This window comes from Streptomonospora sediminis, from assembly GCF_054778995.1.
The window spans coordinates 1-21,889 of record NZ_BAAGYZ010000075.1; the positions used below are offsets into that span (position 1 = coordinate 1).

Consider the following 21,889-nt stretch of genomic DNA (forward strand, 5'->3'; position numbering starts at 1 on the left):
CCCCGGGCTCCGGCCGCGCCGGCGCCCGAACCGGTCGGTGCCGCCCGTTCCCCTGCCCCCGACCTGCCGCCGGAAGCCGCACCACGGCCCGCTGCGGCGGCTCCAGCCCCGCCCCCGGCTCCGGCTGCCGACGCGCACCGCCCAGAGCAGGCGGCCGGCGGGCACACCGCGCCGGGCAGCGCCGGCGCCCACACCGCCACCGCCTCAGCCCCTCCGGCCACGGCCCTGCCTGCCCCTGCCCCCGCGCCCGCACCCGAATCCACCAGCGGCCTCCTCTTCGACCGGGTCAGCGACCGCGAACTCGAGATCCTCGGCATCGACCCCGAGATCCGCGACTTCTGCCGCACGGTCACGACCGCCCGCGAATTCCACGGCTGGGCGCCCGCCCTGCCCCAGGACCAGTACGAGGTGCTGCGCGCCCTGGCCGAGGGGCAGTCGGTGCAGCGGGTCCGCGACGAGGTGGTGGCACCGCGGCGCCCCGCGGTGGGCGCCGTGGCCGCCGACGACTACGACACCGCGATCCGGCGCACGCGCGACCGGGTCATCGTGGTGAACGACAACCAGGAGATCGAGGATGTCCTGGCCGGCGAGTTCAACGCCTGGCGGATCTACCTGCACCCGCTGCAGCGCGATCTCGCCTACCGGCAGCGGTTCAACGGGCCCGCCAAGGTGTCGGGCGGGCCGGGCACCGGCAAGACCGTGGTGGCGCTGCACCGGGTCAAGTACCTGGCCGAGCACTTGCCGCTGGACGGGCGCGTGCTGCTGACCAGTTTCACCAACGCCCTGGTGGAATCGCTCAAGCGCAATCTCGCACTGCTGCTGCCGCCCGAAATCGTCGCGGATGTCGACGTGGTGACCACCGACAAGCTCGCCCTGGACGTGGTCAAAGAGGTCTACCCCGATATCCGGCTGCGCACCGACGCCCGCGGGTTTTTCGCCAACTACGCGATGCAGCACCGGCTGCCCTGGCCGGTCGACTTCCTGTACTCCGAATACCGCCATGTGATCACCGCGCACGGGATCACCACGCTTGAGGGGTATCTCGATCCCGACGCCCGCAGCGGCCGCACCACACCGCTCAACGCCGACCAGCGCCGCATGGTCTGGCACGCCGTGAGCAGCGTGCGCGCGGCGATGCGCAACAGCCGCAAGCTGCCGCCCGAGGACCTGCACGCCGAGGCCGCCCGGATCCTCGGCGAACGTGCCGAGCTGCCCTACACCAATGTGGTGGTCGACGAAGCCCAGGACCTGCACCCGGCCCAGTGGCGCACGCTGCGCGCCGTGGTGGGCCGCGGGCCCAACGACCTGTTCATCGCAGGCGACAACCGGCAGCGGATCTACGACAACACGGTGTCGTTCAAAAAGCTCGGGATCGGGATCGTGGGCCGGTCGTTCCCGCTGCGCGTGAACTACCGCACCACCGAGCAGATTCTGACCTGGGCGGACGGGATCCTGCAGGGGCGGCCGGTGACCGAACTGGGTGATTCCGCCGCGACCGAACCCGGCGGCGCCATGCGCTGCGTGCTCAGCGGCCCCGAACCCGAACTGTTCGGCGCGGGCGACGAGCCGGCCGAACTGGACGGGTTGGCCGAGCGGGTGCGGTCGTGGCTGGCCGAAGGGATCGCCCCCGCCGACATCTGCGTGACCGCCCGCACCAACAAGCTGCGCGATTCCGTGGCGGCCCACCTGCGGGCGCGGTCGCTGCCCGCCGCGATCTTCCACCCGAGCCGCGAATCGATCACCGACACCGCCCACAGCGTGCGGGTGACCACCATGCACGGGGTCAAAGGGCTGGAGTTCCGCGCGATCGCGGTATTCGCCGCCACGGCCGACGCGCTGCCCCAACTGGACCGGGTGACCAGCGCCGCGCTCGACGAGAACCAGCACCAGGCCGACCTGGACGCCCAGCGCTCGCTGCTCTATGTGGCCTGCACACGCGCACGGGAACGGCTGTACGTGAGTTGGCACGGCACACCGAGCCCGTTCCTGCCACGGTAACGGTGCCTGTCCCTGCGGAGGGCCGGGCGGCCGGGCCGCGGCGCCGCGGCATCGCACGCCGCTCGAACCCGGGCAGTGGTACCTGGACGCGGTGGCGGCCGGAGCACGGCCGCAGCCGGAGCGGGAACGGCCCGCACGCCCTGTGCAGCCTGCGTATCCGGCCCGCCGCGCGCCGCAGACGAGAGGCAGGTGCCCACCATGCTCGACCGGACAGCCATCCAGGAGTTCTTCACCGTCTACGGGCAGACGCTGAGCGCGGGCGACCTCGACGGGATAGTGGCGTGCTATTCGTATCCGGCCTATGTCGCCGGCGACGCCCAGAGCATCGCGATCAGCGCGCCCAGCGAGGTCAAGGAGGCGTTCACGGGCGCCGCCGAGGAGTACAACCGGCGCGGAATCACCGCGGCCGTACCGCAGGTGCGCGACGCCGACGCTCTGACGGAGTCGCTGGTGTGGGCCGATGTGCTGTGGTCCTACACCGACGGCGCCGGAGCCGAGCGGGAGTCGGACACGTTCCGGTACGTGCTGCGGGTGACCGCCGAATCGGTCCGGATCTGCGTTGTGATCGCCGCCGAGGCCGGGACCTGAGCGGGCAGGTTTCCGGGGCCGTGCACCGGATCGGCGCCATAACGCCGCGGCACCGCCCCGGGGTCCGGTGCCGCCGGGCGCGCCCGCGGGATCGGGGCGGGGCGCCGGCGGGCCTGCCGCGCCCACCAGGCCCCGCGCCGGCCTGCGGGCGGACCTGATGGTCTCGACGATCCGTTTGGGGCACTGGAGGTCGCTCCAGGTGAACCGGAGCAGCACCAGGCCCTCAGGGGCGGTGACAATGCTGTTCTGCCGGCGCCGGTCGGTATAAAGCGCATCGGGGCAGCTGTGCGGGCCGCGGCCGTCGGCTTCGGCGACAACGCCCCAACTGGGCCAGGCGAGGTCGGCACGGCCCGCGAGCGTGCCATCGGCCCGGTAGACCGGGTACTGCAGGGTTTCGGGCGGGATGCCCCAGTCGCGGCAGACCAGCCGGATCCGGGTTTCGAGGCTGCTCTGCGCACGGGGATCGGCCAGCGACCACCACTGCCGGGTGCGGGCGGCGCCGGGACGGCCGGAGTTGGCCGCACACAGCCGCGGCAGCTGGTCGGCCGTGACCGCGCCGCGCTGCAGCGCGGAGTCGATGACACTGACGGCGGTGTGGCGGTCGCGGGTGACGACGATGTCGCGCAGGGTGCGGCCCGGTGTGGTGAGCCGGATGCCCCGGTACAACGCGACCTCGCCCGCATGCGGAGCCCAATCATGCCGGTGCAGTGACGCCCCGGGCGCCGTGGATCCGCCCCCGTGCACCGCGACGTGTACGCGATCGCGCCCCACCCCCGGCGGCAGGCCGTGCAGCCCCCACAGCCGGACCGCGGTGGGCCCGGCCGCGATGTTGCGGGGCCCCAGCGCAAGCTGCACGGCCATGACCCGCGCGGCCAGCGGGGGTTCGGCGGCACCGGCGGCACCGGCAGGATCGGCGGGTTCGACGAGGTAGACACCGGTGCGCAACCGGATCCACCGGCGCCGGCGCACCAGAACGGCGATCTGGTGCGGCGCGATGCCGCAGTGCAGCGCCTGCGCGCGGGTGACCACGCCGTGCTGTCCGGCGGCGATCCCGTGGACGGTGGAGAGGTGCGCAGGGCACCCGGATGGTTCGAGCATGTATCCAGGACACCGCAGCCGCACCGGCCGCAACAACGCCGATCCGCCGGCTGTGGAAAACCCGTGCGCCCGCCGCGATCCCCATGCCGGTGCCGAGGACGCGTCCAGGTGCCCGATCCCCTTCCGGGCCGAGCCGCCCGCGGCCGGCCGCAAGCCGCTGACCCGCACGGCCGCGGACGACCCGCGCCCGGGTTCACCCGCCGCGCACCCTGCAGTTGGGACCGCCGAAGCGCGCGGTACCGGGCGCGGGATGCGGAGAGTGCCCGAAACGGACTAGTGTCAGCGTTCGTGGGCACTCCGCTTCGCGACTTCTTCACCGGTATCGGCATCCTCTTCCAGGGCGCGGGCCTGGTCATGCGCAGTCCGCGCCTGTTCGTGCTCGGGGCGATACCGCCGCTTATCACGTCGGTGCTGTTCGTGATCGGTTTCGTCGCGCTGATTCTCAACCTCGACGACCTCACGGCCTGGCTGACTCCGTTCGCCGACGGGTGGGCGCCGGGGATGCGGACCACCCTGCGCATCGCCGCCGGCGTGGTGCTGGTCGCCGCCGCCATCCTGGTCGCGGTCGTGGCATTCACCGGGCTGACACTGGCTCTGGGTTTCCCGCTCTACGACAAGATCGCCGAGATGGTCGAGGACGAACTGGGCGACGCGCCGGCGCCGGCCGATGAGTCCGTCCTGGGGTCGATCAGCCGGGCGGCGCGCCAGTCACTGGGCCTCATCCTGGTGTCCGCGCTGGTCACAGTCCCGTTGTTCCTGGCCGGCCTGATCCCGGTCATCGGCCAGACGGTCATTCCGGTGGTCTCGGCGATCTTCGGCGGCTGGATGCTGACGATCGAGCTGCTCGGCGCCGCCTTCGACCGGCGCGGGCTGCGCCGGGTCAAGGAACGGCGCAGCGCCATGGGTCAGCGCCGGATGCTGGTGATCGGCTTCGGTATCCCCAGCTACCTGCTGCTGGCCGTCCCGTTCGTGGCGGTGCTGGCGTTCCCCGTGGCGACCGCGGGCGGCACGATCCTCGCCCGCAAGCTGCTGCCGGCCGCAGCGCCGCAGCAGCCCGCCGTTCCCCCCGGTTACCTGCCGCCGGAGGCACCGCCCGTGCAGCCGGGCCCGTACCCGCACCCGGGTACCCCGCCGCACTCCGGCCCGGTTCCCGGCTACGGCGAGGGCCCGCCGCAAGGACGCTGAGTCCCTCCCCCGGCAGGCGGGCAACGCTCCCCTGCAGCCGGACGGCCCAGCGCTGCGCGCATCGGGCGGGTGCGGGACGCGGACGAGTATGTTCCAGGGGTCACGACGGGTTGCCCGCGGGACGCGGGGACACACCCGAAACATGAACCCCGGCCGTTTCTTTTCTGGCTCCGGGGTTACGACTCTATTACCCCCGGTTGCGCAATCGTGTGGCACAGGACACTCTAGAAATCCACTGCGGCGCACCGGCAAACGGGATGGGAGCGCTCCCAAACCCTTCGCAGGTCCCCGCACCGCACCACCCCAGCCAACTGTTCCCCGTCCTCTCCGACCCCCCGCCCGTCTCCCGGCCGCCCCATTCGGCCGCGGGATACACCCCTGAGGAGTGCGAAGGTGAATTCTGCACAGCAACTCGCGCTGAGAACCGCTCGGCGACTCGCCAACGTAACGGTCCTGATCGGCGGGGCCGCCGTCCTCGCCGCCGGTTTCGCCGTGGCTCTGCCCGCGGAACCGGCCGCAGCACACGGCGGCTTCACCTTCCCCGGCACCCGCACCTACTCCTGCTACCGCGACGGCCTCGACAACGGCAACGGCGGCAGCCTCGAACCGCAGAACCCCATGTGCCAACAGGCCCTCGCCGAGAACTCCTACGGCTTCTGGAACTGGTTCGGCAACCTGATCAGCGACGCCGACGGCCGGCACCGCGAGATCATCCCCGATGGCAAGCTCTGCGGCCCCACCGAGAACTTCGACGCGTTCAACGCGCCCGGCGACTGGCCCGCCACCGAGGTGCGGTCCGGTGCCACCGTGACCTTTGAACACAATGCCTGGGCCGCCCACCCCGGCACCTTCACCCAGTACATCACCAAGGACGGTTGGAACCCCGACCAGCCGCTGGGCTGGGACGACCTCGAACCGGCACCCTTCGACGAGGTCACCAACCCGCCCAAGCGCTCGGGCGGGGTCGAAGGCGCGGAGTACTACTGGGACGCGCAGCTTCCCGACAAGAGCGGGCGCCACGTCATCTACTCGATCTGGCAGCGCTCCGACAGCCCCGAGGCGTTCTACAACTGCTCCGACGTGGTCTTCCAATGAGCCAACCCCGATAATCCCATGGCCGGGGACGGCAGGGCCCGGTCACGGGATTTCGGGCGGGGAGGCGGACGTGCGTCGGGGCACCGCCTCCCCGCCCTCTTTGCCACCGCCTGCTGTTCCCGCCGGGCAGGCGCGCCACCGGGCTAACGGAGGCCCGGCGCGCGGTCCAGGCCCGTCCGGATCATCCGGTCCACCAGGGCCGGGTACGCCAGCCCGGTCGCCGCCCACATCTGCGGGAACGCCGATGACGGCGTGAACCCGGGCATCGTGTTGATCTCGTTGACGTAGACGCGTCCGTCGTCGCCGTAGAAGAAGTCCACCCGGGCCAGCCCCTCGCACCCGAGAGCGTCGAAAGTGCGGGCGGCCTCGCGGCGGATCTCGGCGGTGACCTCCTCGGGCAGGTCGGCCGGTACGCTCAGGCAGTCGGCCGACAGGTACTTCGCCTGGAAGTCGTAGAACTCCAGGCCCTCGGCGACGTGGATCTCGGCCGGGACGGAGACGTCGGGCGGTCCGCCGTCGACCGGCTCCAGCACCCCGCACTCGATCTCGCGACCGGCGACGGCGGCCTCGACGATGACCTTGGGGTCGTAGCGGCGGGCCTCCTCGATCGCGGCGCTGACAGCGTCGCCGTCGGACGCGTCGCCGACCTTGCCGATGCCCAGGCTGCTTCCGCCGCGAGCGGGTTTGGCGAACACGGTCCCGCCCAGCTCGGCGATGTCGTCGAGGACCCGCTTGCGTTCGGTGCGCCAGGCGCGGTCGGGCACCGCCACGTAGCTGCCGGTGGGGATGCCGTTGCCGGTGAACAGGGTTTTCATGAAGACCTTGTCCATCGCGGCGGCGCTGGCGAACACGCCTGCGCCGGCGTAGCGGGCGTCCATCATCTCGAACAGCCCTTGGATGGTGCCGTCCTCGCCGAACGGGCCGTGCAGCAGCGGCAGCACGACGTCGAAGCCGCCCAGCCGCGTGCCGCCGCCCTCGCCGTCGCCTTCGAGCACGATCAGGTCGGTGGCGCCGCTGAAGGGCACGGCCAGCTGCGGTCCCGAGGAGTCGACCTCGGGCAGCTTGCCGTCGACGACCGCGAGCCTGCCCGGGTCGGCCGGACACAGCACCCACGTGCCGTCGCGCGCGATCCCGATGGGCACCACGTCGTAGTGCGCGGTGTCGATCGCCGAGAGCACACCCCCTGCGGTGATGCAGGAGATCGCGTGTTCGCTGCTGCGCCCGCCGAATATGATGGCGACCCGGATTTTACGCTGCTCGGCCATGCTGCCCGCCCCCGATCTCGCGCCTGCCGGCCACCGCGCAACCGCTCGATGCCGGGTTGCGCCCTACGTTGCCCGCCCGCGTCCCGGCAGCCGGATCACCGCCGCGCGCAGGCGTCCAGTGCGGCCCGTGCGTCGGCGATCAGGTCGGCCGGATCTTCCAGTCCGATCGAGAACCGTACCGCTCCGGGACCTATTTCCGCAGCTCGCAGCGCCGAGTCGCTCATCTGGCGGTGCGTGGTGGAGCCGACATGTCCGGCCAAGGTGTGCGTTCCGCCCAGGGACGCGGCGATCGTGGCCGTGCGCAGCCCGTCGGCAAAGGCCATGCCCGCCTCGCGCCCGCCGCTCGGGGTCACGGTCACCACAGCGCCGCAGCGCCCGGCGTCGAAGAGGCGGCCTGCGGTCGCGTGCCCCGGGTGGCCGGCAAGTCCGGGGTAGTCCACCCGCTCGACGGCGGGATGCCCGGCCACCGCCGCTGCGAAGGCGGCTGCGCTCTCGCACTGGCGCGCCATGCGCAGCGGCAGGGTCTCCAGGCCGCGGTGCAGCAGGAACGCTTCGTCGGGCGCGAGGCAGGGGCCCAGGTCGATGCGGGCCGCGCGCACCGCGGCCATGGACTCGGGGTCGCCGACCGCCACGCCTCCGGTGGCGTCGCTGTGGCCGCCGATGTACTTGGTGGCCGAGTGCAGGACGACCCCGGCGCCGTGCTCCAGCGGGCGGCACACGGCGGGGGTGGCGAACGTGGAGTCGACCACCAGCACCGCCCCGGTCTCCTCGGCGATCCCGGCCAGGGCGGGCAGGTCGCTGACGGCCATGGTCGGATTGGACAGCGTCTCGGTGAACACAACCGCGGTCTCGGGGCGGACGGCGGCGCGGACGGCGGCGGGGTCGGTGATGTCGACGAAGTCGGTCTGCACGCCGAAGCGGCGCAGCAGGCCGTCCAGCAGCGAGTAGGTGTTGCCGTAGATGGACCGGGAGGCGACCACGTGCGCGCCGGCCCGGGTGAGCGCGAGCAGGGTGCTGCTGACGGCGCCCATTCCGGAGGCGAACGCCTCGCCGCGCACCTCGCGCCCGCAGCCGGCGCCCTCGAGTTCGGCCATTGCCGCGGCGAACGCGGTCGCGGTCGGATTGTCGATGCGCGCGTAGGAGTAGCCGGGGGCCGCCCCGGCCAGCACGTCGGCGTAGTCCTGGGAAGTCGCGAACTCGTAGGTGGTGCTGCGGTAGACGGGTGTCCGCAGCGGGCGCTGGGGCGGCGGCGGCTCGCCCGGCAGCCCGAGCGCGCGGGTGTTCTCCCCTTGCTGGTGGTCCATTGGTCGTTGCCTTGTCGTCGCTGGTTGCTGCGGCTGCGGGCGTCGTGCCCGGCGCCGGCCTGGGCGCTCTACGGGCCTGGGGCGCTCTAGACGCCGTAGCGCTCGGGTTTGGCGCTGCGGGACATGAAGGCGGCCAGCGCCTCGGCCGGCGAGAGGTCGTGGTGCATCATCGCGACCACGGACTCGGTGATGGGCATCTCGACACCGGCCCGGCGGGCCAGTGCCAGCACGGACTCGGAGGACTTCACGCCTTCGGCGGTCTGCCGGGTTTCGGCGGTGACCTCTTCCAGTGTCATGCCGGAGCCGAGTTTCTCGCCGAAGGTGCGGTTGCGCGACAGCGGCGAACTGCAGGTGGCGACCAGGTCGCCGAGGCCGGCCAGCCCGGCCAGGGTGTGTTCGTCGGCGCCCAGCGATACGGCCAGGCGCACGGTCTCGGCCAGGCCGCGGGTGATCAGCGAGGCTTTGGCGTTGTCGCCGAAGCCCATGCCCACGGCCACGCCCACCGCCAGGGCGATGACGTTCTTCACCGCGCCGCCGAGTTCGACCCCCACCAGGTCGGTCGCCGTGTAGGGGCGGAAGTACGCCGACTTGCAGATGTGCTGCAACCGCACGGCGGTGGGCTCGTGCGGGCAGGCCATCACCGCGGTGGCGGGCTGGCGCTCGGCGATCTCGCGGGCCAGGTTGGGGCCGGAGACCACCGCCACCTGTTCGGCCGACACGTCCAGGGCCTCGGTGATGACCTCGCTCATCCGCCGCGAGGTGCCCAGCTCGATGCCCTTCATCAGGCTGACGGTCACCGCCCGGGGGCCGATGTGCTCGCGCCAGGCGGCGAGGTTGCTGCGCAGTGTCTGCGAGGGCACGGCCACCACGACGTAGTCGGCCCCGTGCAGCGCCTTGGCGGGGTCGGTGGTGGCCGACACGGCCGGGTTCAGCGGCAGGCCGGGGAAGTAGTCGGGGTTCTCGTGGCGCTGGTTGATGGCGTCGGCGACGTCCTGGCGCCGCCCGTTCACGACCACCTCGGCGGCACCGGCGTCGGCGACCACGTTGGCGAAAGCGGTCCCCCAGGAGCCGCTGCCCATAACCGCGACCTTGGTCATCGCTTCCTCCCCCGTATCGCCGTTGCCGGCGCGCTGCCGCTCACGTGCGCGTCTTTCCCTCGCCGTCGCCGCCGCGCTCGCCCGCGCCGTCGGCCGCGGCCGGTTCCGCGCCGCCGTGGCCGGTGCCGTTTCCGAGATCGGGGGCCGCCTCGTCGGCGGTGCCGCCGCCTGCCGGGGCGGCCCCGGTCGTCTGGGCCGGGTCCGCGGCGCCGGCGCCCTCGACGGCATCAGCGGCCTCGCCGGATCCGGGCTTGCGGCCCTTCTTGATGTCGTAGGGCTCGGCGGGCGGAAGCTCGCCGCGCAGGCCGGCCTGCAGATCGGTGATGGCCCGCATGATCTCGGCGGTGGCGTCGCGGAGGACGGTGGCCGTCATCGGCCGGTCGCGGTAGGCCGACAGGTCCACCGGCGGACCGGCGATGATCTGCACCCGCTTGCGGGGGATGATGCGCAGCTTGGCGGTGCCGTAGCGCAGCAGGTGCTGCTCGCCCCAGTGCGCCAGTGGGACCACGGGCACGCCGCTGCTCAGCGCGAGCCGGGCGACCCCGGTGCGCGCGGCCATGGGCCACAGGTCGGGGTCGCGGGTACAGGTGCCTTCGGGGTAGAAGATGACCGAGGAGCCGTCGCGGGTCAGTGCCTTCTCGGCCTCGTGCAGCGCCTTGATCGCGTCGGTACTGCCGCGCTTGACCGGGATCTGCCCGGTGCTGCGGGCGATGGCGCCGACCACGGGGATGCGGAAGACGCCCTCCTTTGCGGTGAAGGTGGGCCAGCGGCGCCCGCCGACATAGAGGAAGTGCGCGATGGTCAGCGGGTCGGCCAGCGACAGGTGGTTGGCGGCGATGATGACGCCGCCCTCGCGGGGCACGTTCTCGCGGCCCTGCCACTCCCGCTTGGTGACCGCTGACAGTAGGGGGCGGACGATGGAAGCCACCACCGTCTTGACCCACCGCGTTTCGCGTTGCTGTGCCACGGACTCCTCCGATTCGACCTGCCTCGCCGCTTCGCCCCCGGACCCGTCCCGGTTGCACGGGCCGGCGATCACCGGCGGCCGCCTGCGGCCGCTCCAGTCTAGGCGGCCGGGAAGATCACCCACGTCGAGCCCGTTTGTATCGGCGGGCGGGGCGCCGCGGACCGCGTCCGGTCAGTGAGTCGAGGAGGGGCGATGCCGCCGCTGGAGCAGGATCGGGACTGGTCGCTGGTGGTGCCGGTGAAACGGCTGGAACGCGCCAAGTCCCGGTTGTCGGGCGCGGCGGGCCTGCCGCGCGCCGAACTGGCGCTGGCCGTTGCCTGCGACACCGTGATGGCGGCCGTTGCCGCCGAGCGGGTGGGCGCTGTGTTCGTTGTCACCGAGGACGAACTGGCCGCTGAAGCGCTCGGTGCCCTGGGCGCCGTCGCCATCGGCGGCGAACCGGGAACCGGGCTGAACCCGGCTCTGGAGCACGGTGCCGCCGCTGCCCGGCGCCGGCACCCGCAGCGGGGATGCTGCGCGCTGTCGGCGGATCTGCCCGCGCTGCGCCCCGGTGAGCTCGACGGGGTGCTCGCCCAGGCGCGGGGCGCCGAACGCTCGTTCCTCAGTGATGCCCCGGGAATCGGCACGACGCTGTATGCGGCGCGGGCGGGTGCGGCGTTCGCTCCGGCGTTCGAGGGCGGCTCGCGGCGGCGGCATCTGGCGCTGGGCGCCGCGGAGCTGGACGGCTCGGCCGCGCCGAGCGTGCGGCGCGACGTGGACACCGAGCCGGACCTGCGGGAGGCGGCACTGCTGGGTGTGGGGCCGCACACGGCCAAGCTGCTGGCCGGTCTCGGCTGGTGAACGGATCAGTGTGTGCCCGCAACCGCTGCCTGCGGCGGTCGGGCCCGGCCGCTCGGGGCCGCTGGGGCCGGGCCGGCTCAGGCCGGCCGGACGGGCTGGAAATGCCGGACGCCCGGGTCCTCTCGGGGGACCCGGGCGCCGCGAAGCACCAGCGCTGGGGCTGGCCGGCGACTACTTCTCGCCGTTCACCAGGGCCTTGAAGTCTGCACCCGGGCGGAACTTCGGCACGTAGCTCGCTGGGACGTTGATGGTCGCCCCAGTGGCGGGGTTCCGAGCCTCACGTGCGGCCCGTTCGCCCCTCTCGAAGACGCCGAAGCCGGTAACGGCGACCTTCTCGCCAGCGGCGACGGTCGTCTGGATCGTATCCAGTACCGCGTTGACGGCTTCAGTGGCGGTCTTCTTGTCGCCCATACGGTCAGAGATCGCGTCGATCAGGTCACGCTTGTTCATTGGTTCCTCCGGTTCCCCCTTGCTCGCACGAAATTAGGGGACAGCATGCCCTGGACACAAACACAAACGCCCGTGAATTCAGCGTGTCGGTGGGTCTTCGACCTGCAGAGGGAGCTCCCGGACCATCCTGGCGAGTCGTTCGGAGGCGCGCAGTGGATCCCTTTTGACCGCTTCTGTAACGCCCAAATGCCTACGTATGCCGGGAATCCGGACGTCGGTCGGCAGTGCGTTGGCGCGGCGATGCGCCCCGCGAAGCCGCCGCGCCAACCGAAGGTAAAATTCCGCGGATTCCCGCGCTACTGGGTGACCGGAAGCCACGTATGGCGCTGCTTCTCGAAACCGTCGATGCCATCGGTGTCACGCAGCGTGAGCGCGATGTCGTCGAGGCCCTCCATCAGCCGCCAGCGGGTGTAGTCGTCGAGTTCGAACGGGTGGACGATGCCGGCCGCCCGCACTTCGCGCGCTTCCAGGTCGACGGTGACCTCCGTGGCGGGGTCGGCCTCGACCGCCTCCCACAGCCGCTCGATGACCTCGTAGGGCAGCAGCACGGCCAGCAGCCCGCCTTTGAGCGCGTTGCCGCGGAAGATGTCGCCGAAGCGCGGCGCGAGCACGGCCTTGAACCCGTAGTCCTGCAGTGCCCAGACCGCGTGCTCGCGCGAGGATCCGGTGCCGAAGTCGGACCCGGCGATGAGCACGCTGCCCGCGGCGAACTCCGGCTTGTTGAGTACGAACTCGGGGTCGTTGGCCCGCCAGGCCGCGAACAGCCCGTCCTCGAACCCGGTGCGGGCGACCCGCTTGAGGTAGACCGCGGGGATGATCTGGTCGGTGTCCACGTTGCTGTGGCGCAGCGGCACGGCGCTGCCGGTGTGGACGGTGAACTTCTCCATGTCGGCTCTTTCGTCCCTGTTTCTGCGGGTTCGGGTGGACTACAGGTCGGCGGGCGAGGAGAGCGTGCCCCGCACGGCGGTCGCGGCGGCCACCAGCGGCGAGACGAGGTGGGTGCGGCCCCCCTTGCCCTGGCGGCCCTCGAAGTTGCGGTTGGAGGTGGAGGCGCTGCGCTCGCCCGGCTGAAGCTGGTCGGGGTTCATGCCCAGGCACATCGAGCAGCCGGCCTCGCGCCACTCGGCGCCGGCGGCGGTGAAGACCTTGTCCAGCCCTTCGGCGTTGGCCTGCTCCTTGACCCGCATCGAACCGGGTACGACCAGCATGCGGACGCTGTCGGCGACCTTGCGGCCCTTGATGACATCGGCGGCGGCGCGCAGGTCCTCGATGCGCCCGTTGGTGCAGGACCCGAGGAAGACCGTGTCCACCCCGACCTCGCGCAGCGGCGTGCCGGGGGCGAGGTCCATGTAGGCCAGCGCCTTCTCGGCGGCGGCGCGCTCGGCGGCGTCGGTGCAGGCGGCCGGGTCGGGGACCGCGGTGTCCAGCGGTGCGCCCTGGCCGGGGTTGGTGCCCCAGGTGACGAACGGGCTCAGCTCCGCGGCGTCGAGCACGACCTCCTTGTCGAAGACGGCGCCGTCGTCGGTGCGCAGGCTCTTCCAGTGCTCGACGGCGCTGTCCCACTCGGCGCCGGCCGGCGCGTGCGGGCGGCCCTGGACGTAGTCGAACGTGGTCTCGTCGGGCGCGATCATCCCGGCGCGGGCGCCGGCCTCGATCGACATGTTGCAGATGGTCATCCGGGCCTCCATGGACAGCTCCCGGATGGCCTGGCCGCGGTACTCGATGACGTAGCCCTGCCCGCCGCCGGTGCCGATCTCGGCGATGACCGCGAGGATGATGTCCTTGGCGGTCACGCCGGGGGCCAGCGAGCCCTCGATGGTCACGGCCATCGTCTTGAACGGGGCCATCGGCAGGGTCTGGGTGGCCAGGACGTGCTCGACCTGGCTGGTGCCGATGCCGAAGGCCAGCGCACCGAAGGCGCCGTGGGTGCTGGTGTGGCTGTCGCCGCAGACCACGGTCATGCCCGGCTGGGTCAGTCCCAGCTGCGGGCCCACGACGTGGACGATGCCCTGGTCGAGGTCGCCCATCGGGAACAGGCGCACCCCGAACTCCGAGGCGTTCTTGCGCAGGGTCTCGATCTGGGTGCGCGACACCTTGTCGGCGATGGGGCCGAGGATGTTCTCGGTGGGGACGTTGTGGTCCTCGGTCGCGATGGTCAGATCCGGCCGGCGCACGCGCCGCCCGGCCAGCCGCAGGCCTTCGAACGCCTGCGGGCTGGTGACCTCGTGCACCAGGTGGAGGTCGATGTAGAGCAGATCGGGTTCTCCGTCGGCACGCCGGACGACGTGCTCCTCCCAGACCTTTTCGGCCATCGTGCGAGCCATGTGCGACGCCTCCTCGCGTCTCGTCACTTCTGTGGAGGGTCGTCTCGCCGCCGCGGGCCGCTTGCAGCGCCGGCGGCGGACCGCTCACCCCGGGCCGCTCACCCTGGGCCACACGGCGGAACGCAGCACGTCGGACGATTTGCATTCCAAATAGCGAGACGGCAATATCAAGCCATGGACAACTCTAGCTCATCCAGCGGGGTCGGTGTGCTCGACAAGACAATGTCGGTACTGGACGCGCTGGAATCGGGCCCCGCATCCCTTGCCCAGCTGGTACGGATCACCGGCCTGGCCCGCCCCACCGCGCACCGGCTCGCCGTCGCCCTGGAACGCCACCGCATGGTCACCCGCGACAGCCAGGGCAGGTTCGTCCTCGGCCCCCGGTTGGGCGAGCTGTCCATCTCCACCGGCGAGGACCGGCTGCTGGCCGTCGCCTCGCCCGTGCTGTCGCAGCTGCGCGACCTCACCGGCGAAAGCGCCCAGCTCTACCGCCGCCAGGGCGATGTCCGCGTGTGCGTGGCCGCCGCCGAGCGCACCAGCGGGCTGCGCGACACGGTCCCGGTGGGCAGCGAACTGCCGATGACCGCCGGATCGGCCGCCCAGGTGCTGCTGGCGTGGGAGGACGGCGAGCGCATCCGCCGCTCGCTGATCAACGCCAAGTTCTCCGGCAACTCGCTGGTCCAGGTGCGCCGCCGCCGCTGGGCGCAGAGCGTCGGCGAGCGGGAGCAGGGCGTCGCCTCGGTGTCGGCGCCGATCTCCGGCCCCGGCGGCCGGGTCATCGCCGCAGTGTCGGTCTCAGGGCCGCTGGAGCGGCTCACGCGCACGCCCGGGCGCCTGCACGCCCAGGCCGTCATCTCGGCCGCCGAGAAGATCAATGAGGCCCTGCACAGCCACGAAGGCGCGCCGAACTGATCCGCCGCCACCATCGGGGCCACCCGCCGGCCGCCCGGCCCGGAGCGCACGAGCGCCTGCGTCATCCTTCAAGCGGGATGCGCAGAATCCGGTCGTCCTCCTGTGCCGGGTCGCCGCGGCCGTCGCGGTTGCTCGTGCTGACCAGGAGGTCGCCGCCGGGAGCCTGCGTGATCGCCCGCAGGCGGCCGTGGTCGCCGACGAACAGCGCCTCGGGCTCGCCCACCGGATCGCCCTGCCGCCCGGTGAGCGGCACCCGCCACACGCGCTCGCCGCGCAGCGCCGCCACCCACAGCGAGTTCGCCGCGATCGCCGCCCCGCTGGGCGAAGCCTCGTCAACGGTCCAGGTGAGCACCGGTTCGACGAACTCCTCGGGCGCATTGCCGCCGCCGGTGCCCTCGACCTGCGGCCAACCGTAATTGCCGCCCGGCTCGATGACGTTGACCTCGTCCAAGCGGTTCTGGCCGAACTCCGTCGCGAAGAGGGTGCCGTCAGAGTCCCACGCCAGCCCTTGGACGTTGCGGTGGCCGTAGCTGTAGACGAGGTTGCCGAACGGGTTGTCGCCGGCCGCCTCGCCCTCGGGGGTCATCCGCAGGATCTTGCCGCCCAGGCTGCCGGTGTCCTGGGCCAGGGAGCCGTCGCCGGCGTCGCCGGTGGCGGCGTAGAGCAGCCCGTCCGGGCCGAAGGCGATTCGGCCGCCGTTGTGGTAAGCGGCGCTGGGAATGCCCTCGACCAGGGTCTCGGCCTCGCCGAGCGAGGGCGGGCCGCCACCGGAGTGGTCGAGCGCAAACCGGGAAATGCGGTTGCCCGAACCGGTGGTGTAGTAGGCGAACAGGTACTCGGGCCGGTCCTGCCCGGGTGCCACGGCGATGCCGAGCAGACCGCCCTCGCCCTGAGCCCGGGCCTGCTGCACGGTGCCGACTTCGCTGGTTTCGCCATCGGGCGCCATGTGCACGATGCGGCCCGAATCGCGTTCGGAGACCAGCGCCCCGCCGCCCTCCAGCACCGCGATCGACCACGGGACCTCCAGGCCGGTGGCCACGGTCGCGGGGTCGCCAGGCGGAAGCATGCGCGTTTGCGCCGCCCCTGTGGGACTTTCCGGGGCGGTCTGTCCACCGCCTCCGCCGGTACCGCCGGTGCCACCGGTGCAGGCCGAGGCGGCGAGGACGGCCGCTGCGGCACAGACCGCGGCACACCGTCCCCGCCTGCGCGGGGGAGGCGGGCAACCGGGGCGCTGCTGCCAGACGTGCATGGCTGCGTACTTCCCGTTGGAGGCCGGGCTCGAACGTCGCCCCGGCAGCGGCCCTGCCCCACCGGCGACCAGGCCGGGGAGCGCACCTACCCTGCAGGAATGCCCAAATATCGGAGCTGAGATGGGCATTGCTGCAAGGTCATCGCCGAACACAGACCACCCGTCGCCCGGCAGACCACAAGGCCGCACAGCCGGCCGTTGCCGCCGCCGATGCTCCTGGTTGCCCATGTACCCCGCCGGCGGGCGGATCGGTCGGTCACCCTAGTGGCCTGCCCGATCGTCGGCTCCGTCCCGGGCCGCGCGCTTGGCGGCGCGGGCGCGGCGGACTGCGAGGCGGTCGAGGGAACGCTGGGTGCCCCGGCCGATGGGGCGGGTGCCCAGCGCCCTGCCCAGGCCCATGGTGGGCATGTTGGCGTAGACGGACTCAAAGCCCCGCCGCTGCGCGGGCCGGGCCCCCTCGGCCGGGTCGGCCCCATCGGCCTGCTCGGGCTGCTCGACCTGCTCGGCCGACCCGCCGCCGGACTGCGGAGTACCGACCTCGTAGGTCTCGTGCCAGATCCCCACATCGTCGCCGCCTTGCCGGTAAAAGCGTTTCCAGGCGGCACTGTGGGTTTCGTCGTGGGCGTAGCGCAGCAGCGCGTCGGTGGATTCCCAGTACTGGATGACGGTGACCCCGAACATGCTGGGCAGGATGCGCGAGTACAGCAGCCCGCGGGCGGGATCGGCCTCAAGCTCGGCGGCCATGGCCCTGAAGGCGCGCAGGACCCACACCCAGCGCTGGGGCTTGAACAGTGCGTTGATGCGGGTGCCCAGCAGGAAGACGGTCAGGTGCTCCCGCGGCTCGTTGGTCATGCGCGGAATCTTGGTGTCGTTGCTCGGTTGCGTCATGGTGGTCGAACCTCCGCTTCGCCGGTGGTTGCCGGCCGATGAGTCGAAAGCCGCCCGCTGCTCCGGGGCCCCGGCAGCCCGGAGTGGCCGCCCCGACGGGGCGTCTCCACGCGGTTCCGGCGGATCCGCATTGGATAGTGCAACTCCCTAATATTGGAGAGTAGTACTATCCAATAAAATCGGCAAGAGAGTAGCGTGGGCACTGATGCGGATTTCCGACCTGAGCAAGCACAGCGGCGTCCCGGTGGCGACGATCAAGTACTACTTGCGCGAGAACCTGCTCCCCAAGGGCGAACCCCTCTCCGCCACGCAGGCGCGCTACACCGAAGCGCACCTTGAGCGGTTGCGCTTCGTCCGCGCGCTGGCCGAGGTCGCCGAGGTACCGCTGGGGCGCATCCGCGCCGTACTCGATGCGATCGACACCCCCGGCATCGAACTGCACGACCTGCTCGGCGTCGCCCAGTACGCGTTCACACCCGCAACCGAAGCGCCGGCCGACGACCCCGAATGGCAGCGTGCCGAACACCGGACCGCCGAGCTGCTTTCCGAACTGGACTGGCAGGTCGACAGTGCCTCGCCCGCGCGCGGCCAGCTCACCCGGGCGGTCGCGGCCATGGAACGGCTGGGCACCCCGCCCTCGCCCCAGATGCTGCACGGCTACGCGGGCGCCGCGCACCGCGTCGCCGAACTGGACATGGACTGCATCGATCCCGAGGCGCCGCGCGAGGAGACCGTGCAGAACGCGGTGACACTGTCGGCGCTGATGGAGCAATCGCTGACGGCGCTGCGCAAGCTCGCCCAGGAGGACGAGTCCGCGCGCCGGTTCGGCCCCGCCGCCCGCGGTGGACCCGCCGCGGCAAGCGAGCCGACCGGCCACGGCCCGCCCGCTTCCCCGGGCACCGGCGCGGATGCGGGCGTGGACGGTGCCGGCGGCCAACCCGGCGCGGCCGGCTGAGGCCCCCGGCCGGCCACGGCTGCGCGGACCGCGCACACCACCCGGAAAAAGCAAACCGGCCCCGCGCCCGCAGGCGAGAAGCCGGTGCCGTGTGTACTACTGGTACCCCTGAGCGGATTCGAACCGCCGTTACCGCCTTGAGAGGGCGGCGTCCTAGGCCACTAGACGACAGGGGCTCCGATCGCGGGACCGTGGCGGCCCCGTTGCGACGGGCCGCTGGGCCCACCGCGTGCAGTAAAAAAGCCCCCGCTGGTGCGGGAGCCTCTCCCTTGCGTACCCCCGAGCGGATTCGAACCGCCGTTACCGCCTTGAGAGGGCGGCGTCCTAGGCCACTAGACGACGGGGGCCAGATCGCGTATTGCGTTCGGACCGGAATCCGGTCCGATACAGCTTCCGGAGAACGGATGCCGTTGCTGGGGTACCAGGACTCGAACCTAGACTAACTGAACCAGAATCAGCCGTGCTGCCGATTACACCATACCCCAGTGCTCTCAAGGTGAGGGTTCCGTTTGCCGGTCCCGCTCCCCCTCGGCGCAGGCATTACTCTAGCGGACTTCCGGAGTGCTCGCGAATTGAATCCCGAGCGGCCCCCGCAGCGGGGCGGGCCGGGCCGCCACCCGCCCGGACCGCCGCCGCGAGCCCCCGGCGCACGGGGGCCGGGGCGCATCCCGGCCCCGCCCGCACGGGCACCGGGGCTCCTACTCCGCCGTTGCCGAGCCCTCAGGCCCGCTGTCGGGCACGGCGTCGGCTCCGGCCGGCGCCACACCCGCTTCTTCGGCCCGCAACCGGTCCTGGGCCGCCTCGATGCGCAGCAGGGTGCGCTCGCGCCCGAGCACGTGCAGCGACTCGAACAGCGGCAGACCCACGGTGCGCCCGGTCACGGCCACCCGCACCGGCGCCTGCGCCTTGCCGAGCTTGAGACCGAGGTCGGCGCCTGCCGCCTCCAACTCGGCACGCAGCGCCTCGGGCTCCCAGTCCAGCGCGGGATCGGCGAAGCGCTCGCGGGCCGCCGCCAGCATCGGCGCGCCGACCTCGGGCTTCATCGTCTTCGACCAGCTCTTGGGGTCGTCGACCGGCTGGTCCAGGAACAGGAAGTCGACGTTGGGCACGATCTCATTGAGCACCGCGACCCGGCTCTGCGCCAACGGGGCGATGGCCCGGAAGGCGTCCTCGTCGTAGTTCTCCTCGGGCCAGGGCGCGGCCTCGGGCGACAGCCACGGCCGGCAGCGCTCCACGAAGTCCTCGACGCTCAGCGCGCGGATGTACTCGCCGTTGAACGCCCGCAGCTTCTTCTCGTCGAAGAACGCACTGGCGCTGTTGACATCGGAGACGGCGAACAGCGGCTCCATCTCCGACCACGGCATGATCTCGCGGTCCTCGCCCGGCGACCACCCCAGCAGCATCAGGTAGTTGACCATGGCCTCGGGCAGGTAGCCCTCCTCCTGGAAGGACTCCAGGGCCACCTTGTCGCGCCGCTTGGACAGCTTCTGCCGCTTCTCGTTCACGATCACCGGCAGATGCGCCCACGCCGGCGCGGTACGGCCCAGCGCCTCCCACAGCAACTGCTGCTTGGGGGTGTTGGACAGGTGCTCCTCGCCGCGGATGACCTGGTTGATGCGCATCTCGACGTCATCGACCACGTTGGCCAGCACGAACAGCGGGGAGCCGTCGGCGCGCGCGATGACGAAGTCCTCGATCGAGGAGTGGTCGAACTCCACCCGGCCGCGGATCGCGTCGGCGACCACGGTCGGCCCGCCCTCGGGCACCTTGAACCGCAGCGCCCGGCCCGGTCCGGGCTCCAGGCCGCGGTCGCGACAGAAGCCGTCGTAGCCCAGGTTGGGGTTGTCGCGCCGGGCCTGCACCTGCTCGCGGGTGCAGTCGCAGTAGTAGGCGCGCCCCTGGCCGTAGAGCCACTCGGCGGTCTCGCGGTGCTTGTCGGCGTAGTCGGACTGGAAGTAGGGCCCCTCGAAGTGCGGGTCGGATTCGCCGATGCCCAGCCAGGCCAGCGCCTGCAGGATCCCCTCGGTCCACTCCGGCTTGTTGCGCGCGGCATCGGTGTCCTCGATGCGCAGCACGAACCTGCCCTCGTCCTGCTGTCGGGCCAGTGCCCAGTTGTAGAGCGCGGAGCGCGCCCCGCCGACGTGGAACATGCCGGTCGGCGAAGGCGCGAAACGCACGCGAATCGGAGTCTCAGTCACAGCCCCAACCCTATAGCCGGGCGCGGTACCGGTCCGGATCCCACCAGGCGGGCGGCCGGGCGCGGGGCCCGCCGCCGCCCGGGCTCAGTCGCGGGTGATGACGCGGTTGCTCAGCTCGCCCACCCGTTCGACGGCCACCGTCATCTCCGAGCCGACCCCGACCGGGCCCACACCCGCCGGGGTGCCGGTGAGCAGGACGTCGCCGGGCAGCAGGGTCATGAAGGAGCTGACGTAGGAGATCACCGCGGGGATGTCGTGGATGAACTGCGAGGTGCGGCCGTCCTGGCGGACCTCGCCGTCGACCGTGGTGGTCACCCGCAGGTCGCCGGCCTCTTCGAGGGTGAGACCGGTCTCGATCCAAGGGCCGATGGGGCAGAAGGAGTCGAAGCCCTTGCCGCGTGTCCACTGCTTATCTGACTTCTGCAGGTCGCGCGCTGTGACGTCGTTGGCGACGGTGTAGCCGAAGATGACCTCCTTGGCTCGCTCGCGCGGGACCTCGCGGCACGGGCGGGAGATCACCACCGCCAGTTCGCCCTCGAAGTCGACCCGCTGGGAGATCGGCGGGTGGAACACCGGGTCGCCGGGACCGGTGACCGCGGTGGAGGGCTTGAGGAAGACCACCGGCTCTTCTGTGGTCTCGCCGGTGATATCGCTCATCTCGGCGACGTGGTCGGCGTAGTTCTTGCCGATGCACACGACCTTGCTCGGCAGCACCGGCGACAGCAGCCGGACGTCCTCGACCTTGGCGCGTTCGCCGGTGAGCTGGATCTGGCCCATCAGCGGGTGCCCGCTGATCCGCGACACGTACTCCTGGCCACCGTCCTGGTCGGTGTCGATCAATCCGTACCCGACATCGTCACCCACGGAGAATCTTGCGATGCGCACGTCTGCTGCCTGCCTGTTCTCGCCTGTCTCGACCGTGTTTCGTCCGCGGACCAGCGTACCCAGCCGCAACGCGCGCGCAGCGGGTCGGTGCCCCATCGGCGCGCCATATCCGGACGGCACGCACTTTTACGGACATAAGCGAAGCCCAGGGGATTCCAGGTCCCTTCTGCGATGCTGAATGTGTTCCCGAGCCGACCCTGCGCCCAGCGCGCCGCCCGGTGGCGTCCGGAGCCGTACGGAGCCGTTCCGTCCTGCGCCGAGCCGGAGCAGGCGGCGGCGCAGCCGCGGGCACCGGGACACCGGAACGGCCAACAGACGCAGGAACACCGGCACGCCGGCGCAGCGGCCCGCATTAGCCGCAGCAACCGAGCCGCAAGGGGGTCTTCCGCTTGTCGCACCCGTCACAGCATCCGCTTCGCCGCCGGCGCGCGGCGCGGCGGCGGCGCTACGGCCTCGAACTGCTGCTCGGGCTGGTCGTCCTCGCCGCCGGCACCGGCCTGCTGGTCCTCGACCGGCACGCACCCGGCCTGAGCGGCGGCGAGTCCGGCAGCGCCGCCTCGAAGGCGCCGCCCCCGGCCGGCGGCGGCGCGG

20 protein-coding genes and 3 tRNA genes are annotated in these 21,889 nt (G+C 71.9%); 8 read left to right on the top strand and 15 right to left on the bottom strand.

Features of this window, described 5'->3' with window-relative positions; all coding sequences use genetic code 11:
• From ACYVD5_RS15430 to ACYVD5_RS15445, 4 genes are all read left to right on the top strand, one after another.
• Nucleotides 1-1,998 (top strand): UvrD-helicase domain-containing protein (locus ACYVD5_RS15430; protein ID WP_461001737.1); only part of this gene is annotated, 1,998 nt, incomplete at its 5' end.
• Between the two features lie 198 nt (nt 1,999-2,196).
• Complete coding sequence (locus tag ACYVD5_RS15435) at nt 2,197-2,586, top strand: hypothetical protein (protein ID WP_461001738.1); 390 nt, start codon at nt 2,197-2,199, stop codon at nt 2,584-2,586.
• A 1,386-nt stretch (nt 2,587-3,972) separates the two neighbouring features.
• A complete protein-coding gene (locus ACYVD5_RS15440) occupies nt 3,973-4,869 on the top strand; it encodes an EI24 domain-containing protein (protein ID WP_461001739.1) in 897 nt (298 codons plus the stop codon).
• 393 nt (nt 4,870-5,262) lie between these two features.
• The gene (locus ACYVD5_RS15445; protein WP_461001740.1) at nt 5,263-5,964 is read left to right on the top strand and encodes a lytic polysaccharide monooxygenase auxiliary activity family 9 protein; all 702 of its coding nucleotides are present in this window, start codon (nt 5,263-5,265) and stop codon (nt 5,962-5,964) included.
• Nucleotides 5,965-6,107: 143 nt separating this feature from the next.
• Here the strand turns inward: ACYVD5_RS15445 and ACYVD5_RS15450 are convergent, their stop codons facing one another.
• The 4 genes from ACYVD5_RS15450 to ACYVD5_RS15465 all read right to left on the bottom strand — a co-directional run bounded on the left by ACYVD5_RS15450 (nt 6,108) and on the right by ACYVD5_RS15465 (nt 10,597).
• Complete coding sequence (locus tag ACYVD5_RS15450; RefSeq protein WP_461001741.1) at nt 6,108-7,229, bottom strand: D-alanine--D-alanine ligase family protein; 1,122 nt, start codon at nt 7,227-7,229, stop codon at nt 6,108-6,110.
• Nucleotides 7,230-7,324: 95 nt separating this feature from the next.
• On the bottom strand, nt 7,325-8,533 hold the full coding sequence (locus ACYVD5_RS15455; protein WP_461001742.1) for a trans-sulfuration enzyme family protein: 1,209 nt from the start codon (nt 8,531-8,533) through the stop codon (nt 7,325-7,327).
• Between the two features lie 86 nt (nt 8,534-8,619).
• Nucleotides 8,620-9,630, bottom strand: coding sequence for an NAD(P)H-dependent glycerol-3-phosphate dehydrogenase (locus ACYVD5_RS15460; RefSeq protein WP_461001743.1), 1,011 nt, complete (start codon nt 9,628-9,630; stop codon nt 8,620-8,622).
• A 40-nt stretch (nt 9,631-9,670) separates the two neighbouring features.
• Nucleotides 9,671-10,597: a lysophospholipid acyltransferase family protein gene (locus ACYVD5_RS15465; protein ID WP_461001744.1), complete on the bottom strand. Its 927-nt coding sequence runs from the start codon at nt 10,595-10,597 to the stop codon at nt 9,671-9,673.
• Between the two features lie 192 nt (nt 10,598-10,789).
• Here ACYVD5_RS15465 and cofC point away from each other — a divergent pair, with 192 nt between their 5' ends.
• A complete protein-coding gene (gene cofC, locus ACYVD5_RS15470) occupies nt 10,790-11,437 on the top strand; it encodes a 2-phospho-L-lactate guanylyltransferase (RefSeq protein WP_461001745.1) in 648 nt (215 codons plus the stop codon).
• A 171-nt stretch (nt 11,438-11,608) separates the two neighbouring features.
• Here cofC and ACYVD5_RS15475 read toward each other — a convergent pair whose 3' ends face one another.
• From ACYVD5_RS15475 to leuC, 4 genes are all read right to left on the bottom strand, one after another.
• Nucleotides 11,609-11,887, bottom strand: coding sequence for an HU family DNA-binding protein (locus tag ACYVD5_RS15475; RefSeq protein ID WP_461001746.1), 279 nt, complete (start codon nt 11,885-11,887; stop codon nt 11,609-11,611).
• A 78-nt stretch (nt 11,888-11,965) separates the two neighbouring features.
• Nucleotides 11,966-12,205, bottom strand: a complete 240-nt coding sequence (locus tag ACYVD5_RS15480) for an SCO5555 family protein (protein WP_461001747.1) — start codon at nt 12,203-12,205, stop codon at nt 11,966-11,968.
• Nucleotides 12,184-12,774, bottom strand: a complete 591-nt coding sequence (gene leuD, locus ACYVD5_RS15485; protein ID WP_461001748.1) for a 3-isopropylmalate dehydratase small subunit — start codon at nt 12,772-12,774, stop codon at nt 12,184-12,186. The genes ACYVD5_RS15480 and leuD overlap by 22 nt, the downstream gene beginning before the upstream one ends.
• Nucleotides 12,775-12,813: 39 nt before the next feature.
• Complete coding sequence (gene leuC / locus ACYVD5_RS15490) at nt 12,814-14,211, bottom strand: 3-isopropylmalate dehydratase large subunit (protein ID WP_461001749.1); 1,398 nt, start codon at nt 14,209-14,211, stop codon at nt 12,814-12,816.
• A gap of 222 nt (nt 14,212-14,433) precedes the next feature.
• Here leuC and ACYVD5_RS15495 point away from each other — a divergent pair, with 222 nt between their 5' ends.
• Nucleotides 14,434-15,123, top strand: coding sequence for an IclR family transcriptional regulator (locus tag ACYVD5_RS15495; protein ID WP_461001756.1), 690 nt, complete (start codon nt 14,434-14,436; stop codon nt 15,121-15,123).
• A gap of 61 nt (nt 15,124-15,184) precedes the next feature.
• Here ACYVD5_RS15495 and ACYVD5_RS15500 read toward each other — a convergent pair whose 3' ends face one another.
• Nucleotides 15,185-16,372 carry a PQQ-dependent sugar dehydrogenase gene (locus tag ACYVD5_RS15500; RefSeq protein WP_461001750.1) on the bottom strand — a complete coding sequence of 396 codons (1,188 nt, stop codon included), beginning with the start codon at nt 16,370-16,372 and terminating at the stop codon, nt 15,185-15,187.
• Nucleotides 16,373-16,633: 261 nt separating this feature from the next.
• Nucleotides 16,634-17,260, bottom strand: a complete 627-nt coding sequence (locus tag ACYVD5_RS15505; RefSeq protein ID WP_461001751.1) for a DUF4188 domain-containing protein — start codon at nt 17,258-17,260, stop codon at nt 16,634-16,636.
• 205 nt (nt 17,261-17,465) lie between these two features.
• On the opposite strand from ACYVD5_RS15505, the gene ACYVD5_RS15510 reads away from it, so the two are divergent.
• Nucleotides 17,466-18,215: a MerR family transcriptional regulator gene (locus ACYVD5_RS15510; RefSeq protein WP_461001752.1), complete on the top strand. Its 750-nt coding sequence runs from the start codon at nt 17,466-17,468 to the stop codon at nt 18,213-18,215.
• Between the two features lie 100 nt (nt 18,216-18,315).
• Here ACYVD5_RS15510 and ACYVD5_RS15515 read toward each other — a convergent pair.
• The 5 genes from ACYVD5_RS15515 to ACYVD5_RS15535 form a co-directional block, all read right to left on the bottom strand.
• A tRNA-Glu gene (locus ACYVD5_RS15515) sits at nt 18,316-18,391 on the bottom strand.
• A 98-nt stretch (nt 18,392-18,489) separates the two neighbouring features.
• Nucleotides 18,490-18,562, bottom strand: a tRNA-Glu gene (locus ACYVD5_RS15520).
• Nucleotides 18,563-18,628: 66 nt separating this feature from the next.
• A tRNA-Gln gene (locus ACYVD5_RS15525) sits at nt 18,629-18,700 on the bottom strand.
• 213 nt (nt 18,701-18,913) lie between these two features.
• Nucleotides 18,914-20,413 carry a glutamate--tRNA ligase gene (gltX, locus tag ACYVD5_RS15530; RefSeq protein WP_461001753.1) on the bottom strand — a complete coding sequence of 500 codons (1,500 nt, stop codon included), beginning with the start codon at nt 20,411-20,413 and terminating at the stop codon, nt 18,914-18,916.
• 84 nt (nt 20,414-20,497) lie between these two features.
• The gene (locus tag ACYVD5_RS15535) at nt 20,498-21,298 is read right to left on the bottom strand and encodes a fumarylacetoacetate hydrolase family protein (RefSeq protein ID WP_461001754.1); all 801 of its coding nucleotides are present in this window, start codon (nt 21,296-21,298) and stop codon (nt 20,498-20,500) included.
• A 389-nt stretch (nt 21,299-21,687) separates the two neighbouring features.
• Here ACYVD5_RS15535 and ACYVD5_RS15540 point away from each other — a divergent pair.
• A partial coding sequence (locus ACYVD5_RS15540) for a hypothetical protein (protein WP_461001755.1) occupies nt 21,688-21,889 on the top strand: 202 nt, incomplete at its 3' end.

Excerpts from the sequence above, each read along its gene's own strand:
- ACYVD5_RS15505 (WP_461001751.1), bottom strand. The coding sequence starts at position 17,260 with ATGACGCAACCGAGCAACGACACCAAGATTCCGCGCATGACCAACGAG.
- ACYVD5_RS15435 (WP_461001738.1), top strand. The coding sequence starts at position 2,197 with ATGCTCGACCGGACAGCCATCCAGGAGTTCTTCACCGTCTACGGGCAG.
- ACYVD5_RS15455 (WP_461001742.1), bottom strand. The coding sequence starts at position 8,533 with ATGGACCACCAGCAAGGGGAGAACACCCGCGCGCTCGGGCTGCCGGGC.
- ACYVD5_RS15495 (WP_461001756.1), top strand. The coding sequence starts at position 14,434 with ATGTCGGTACTGGACGCGCTGGAATCGGGCCCCGCATCCCTTGCCCAG.
- ACYVD5_RS15460 (WP_461001743.1), bottom strand. The coding sequence starts at position 9,630 with ATGACCAAGGTCGCGGTTATGGGCAGCGGCTCCTGGGGGACCGCTTTC.
- ACYVD5_RS15500 (WP_461001750.1), bottom strand. The coding sequence starts at position 16,372 with ATGCACGTCTGGCAGCAGCGCCCCGGTTGCCCGCCTCCCCCGCGCAGG.
- leuD (WP_461001748.1), bottom strand. The coding sequence starts at position 12,774 with ATGGAGAAGTTCACCGTCCACACCGGCAGCGCCGTGCCGCTGCGCCAC.
- leuC (WP_461001749.1), bottom strand. The coding sequence starts at position 14,211 with ATGGCTCGCACGATGGCCGAAAAGGTCTGGGAGGAGCACGTCGTCCGG.
- ACYVD5_RS15510 (WP_461001752.1), top strand. The coding sequence starts at position 17,466 with ATGCGGATTTCCGACCTGAGCAAGCACAGCGGCGTCCCGGTGGCGACG.
- ACYVD5_RS15475 (WP_461001746.1), bottom strand. The coding sequence starts at position 11,887 with ATGAACAAGCGTGACCTGATCGACGCGATCTCTGACCGTATGGGCGAC.
- ACYVD5_RS15450 (WP_461001741.1), bottom strand. The coding sequence starts at position 7,229 with ATGGCCGAGCAGCGTAAAATCCGGGTCGCCATCATATTCGGCGGGCGC.
- cofC (WP_461001745.1), top strand. The coding sequence starts at position 10,790 with ATGCCGCCGCTGGAGCAGGATCGGGACTGGTCGCTGGTGGTGCCGGTG.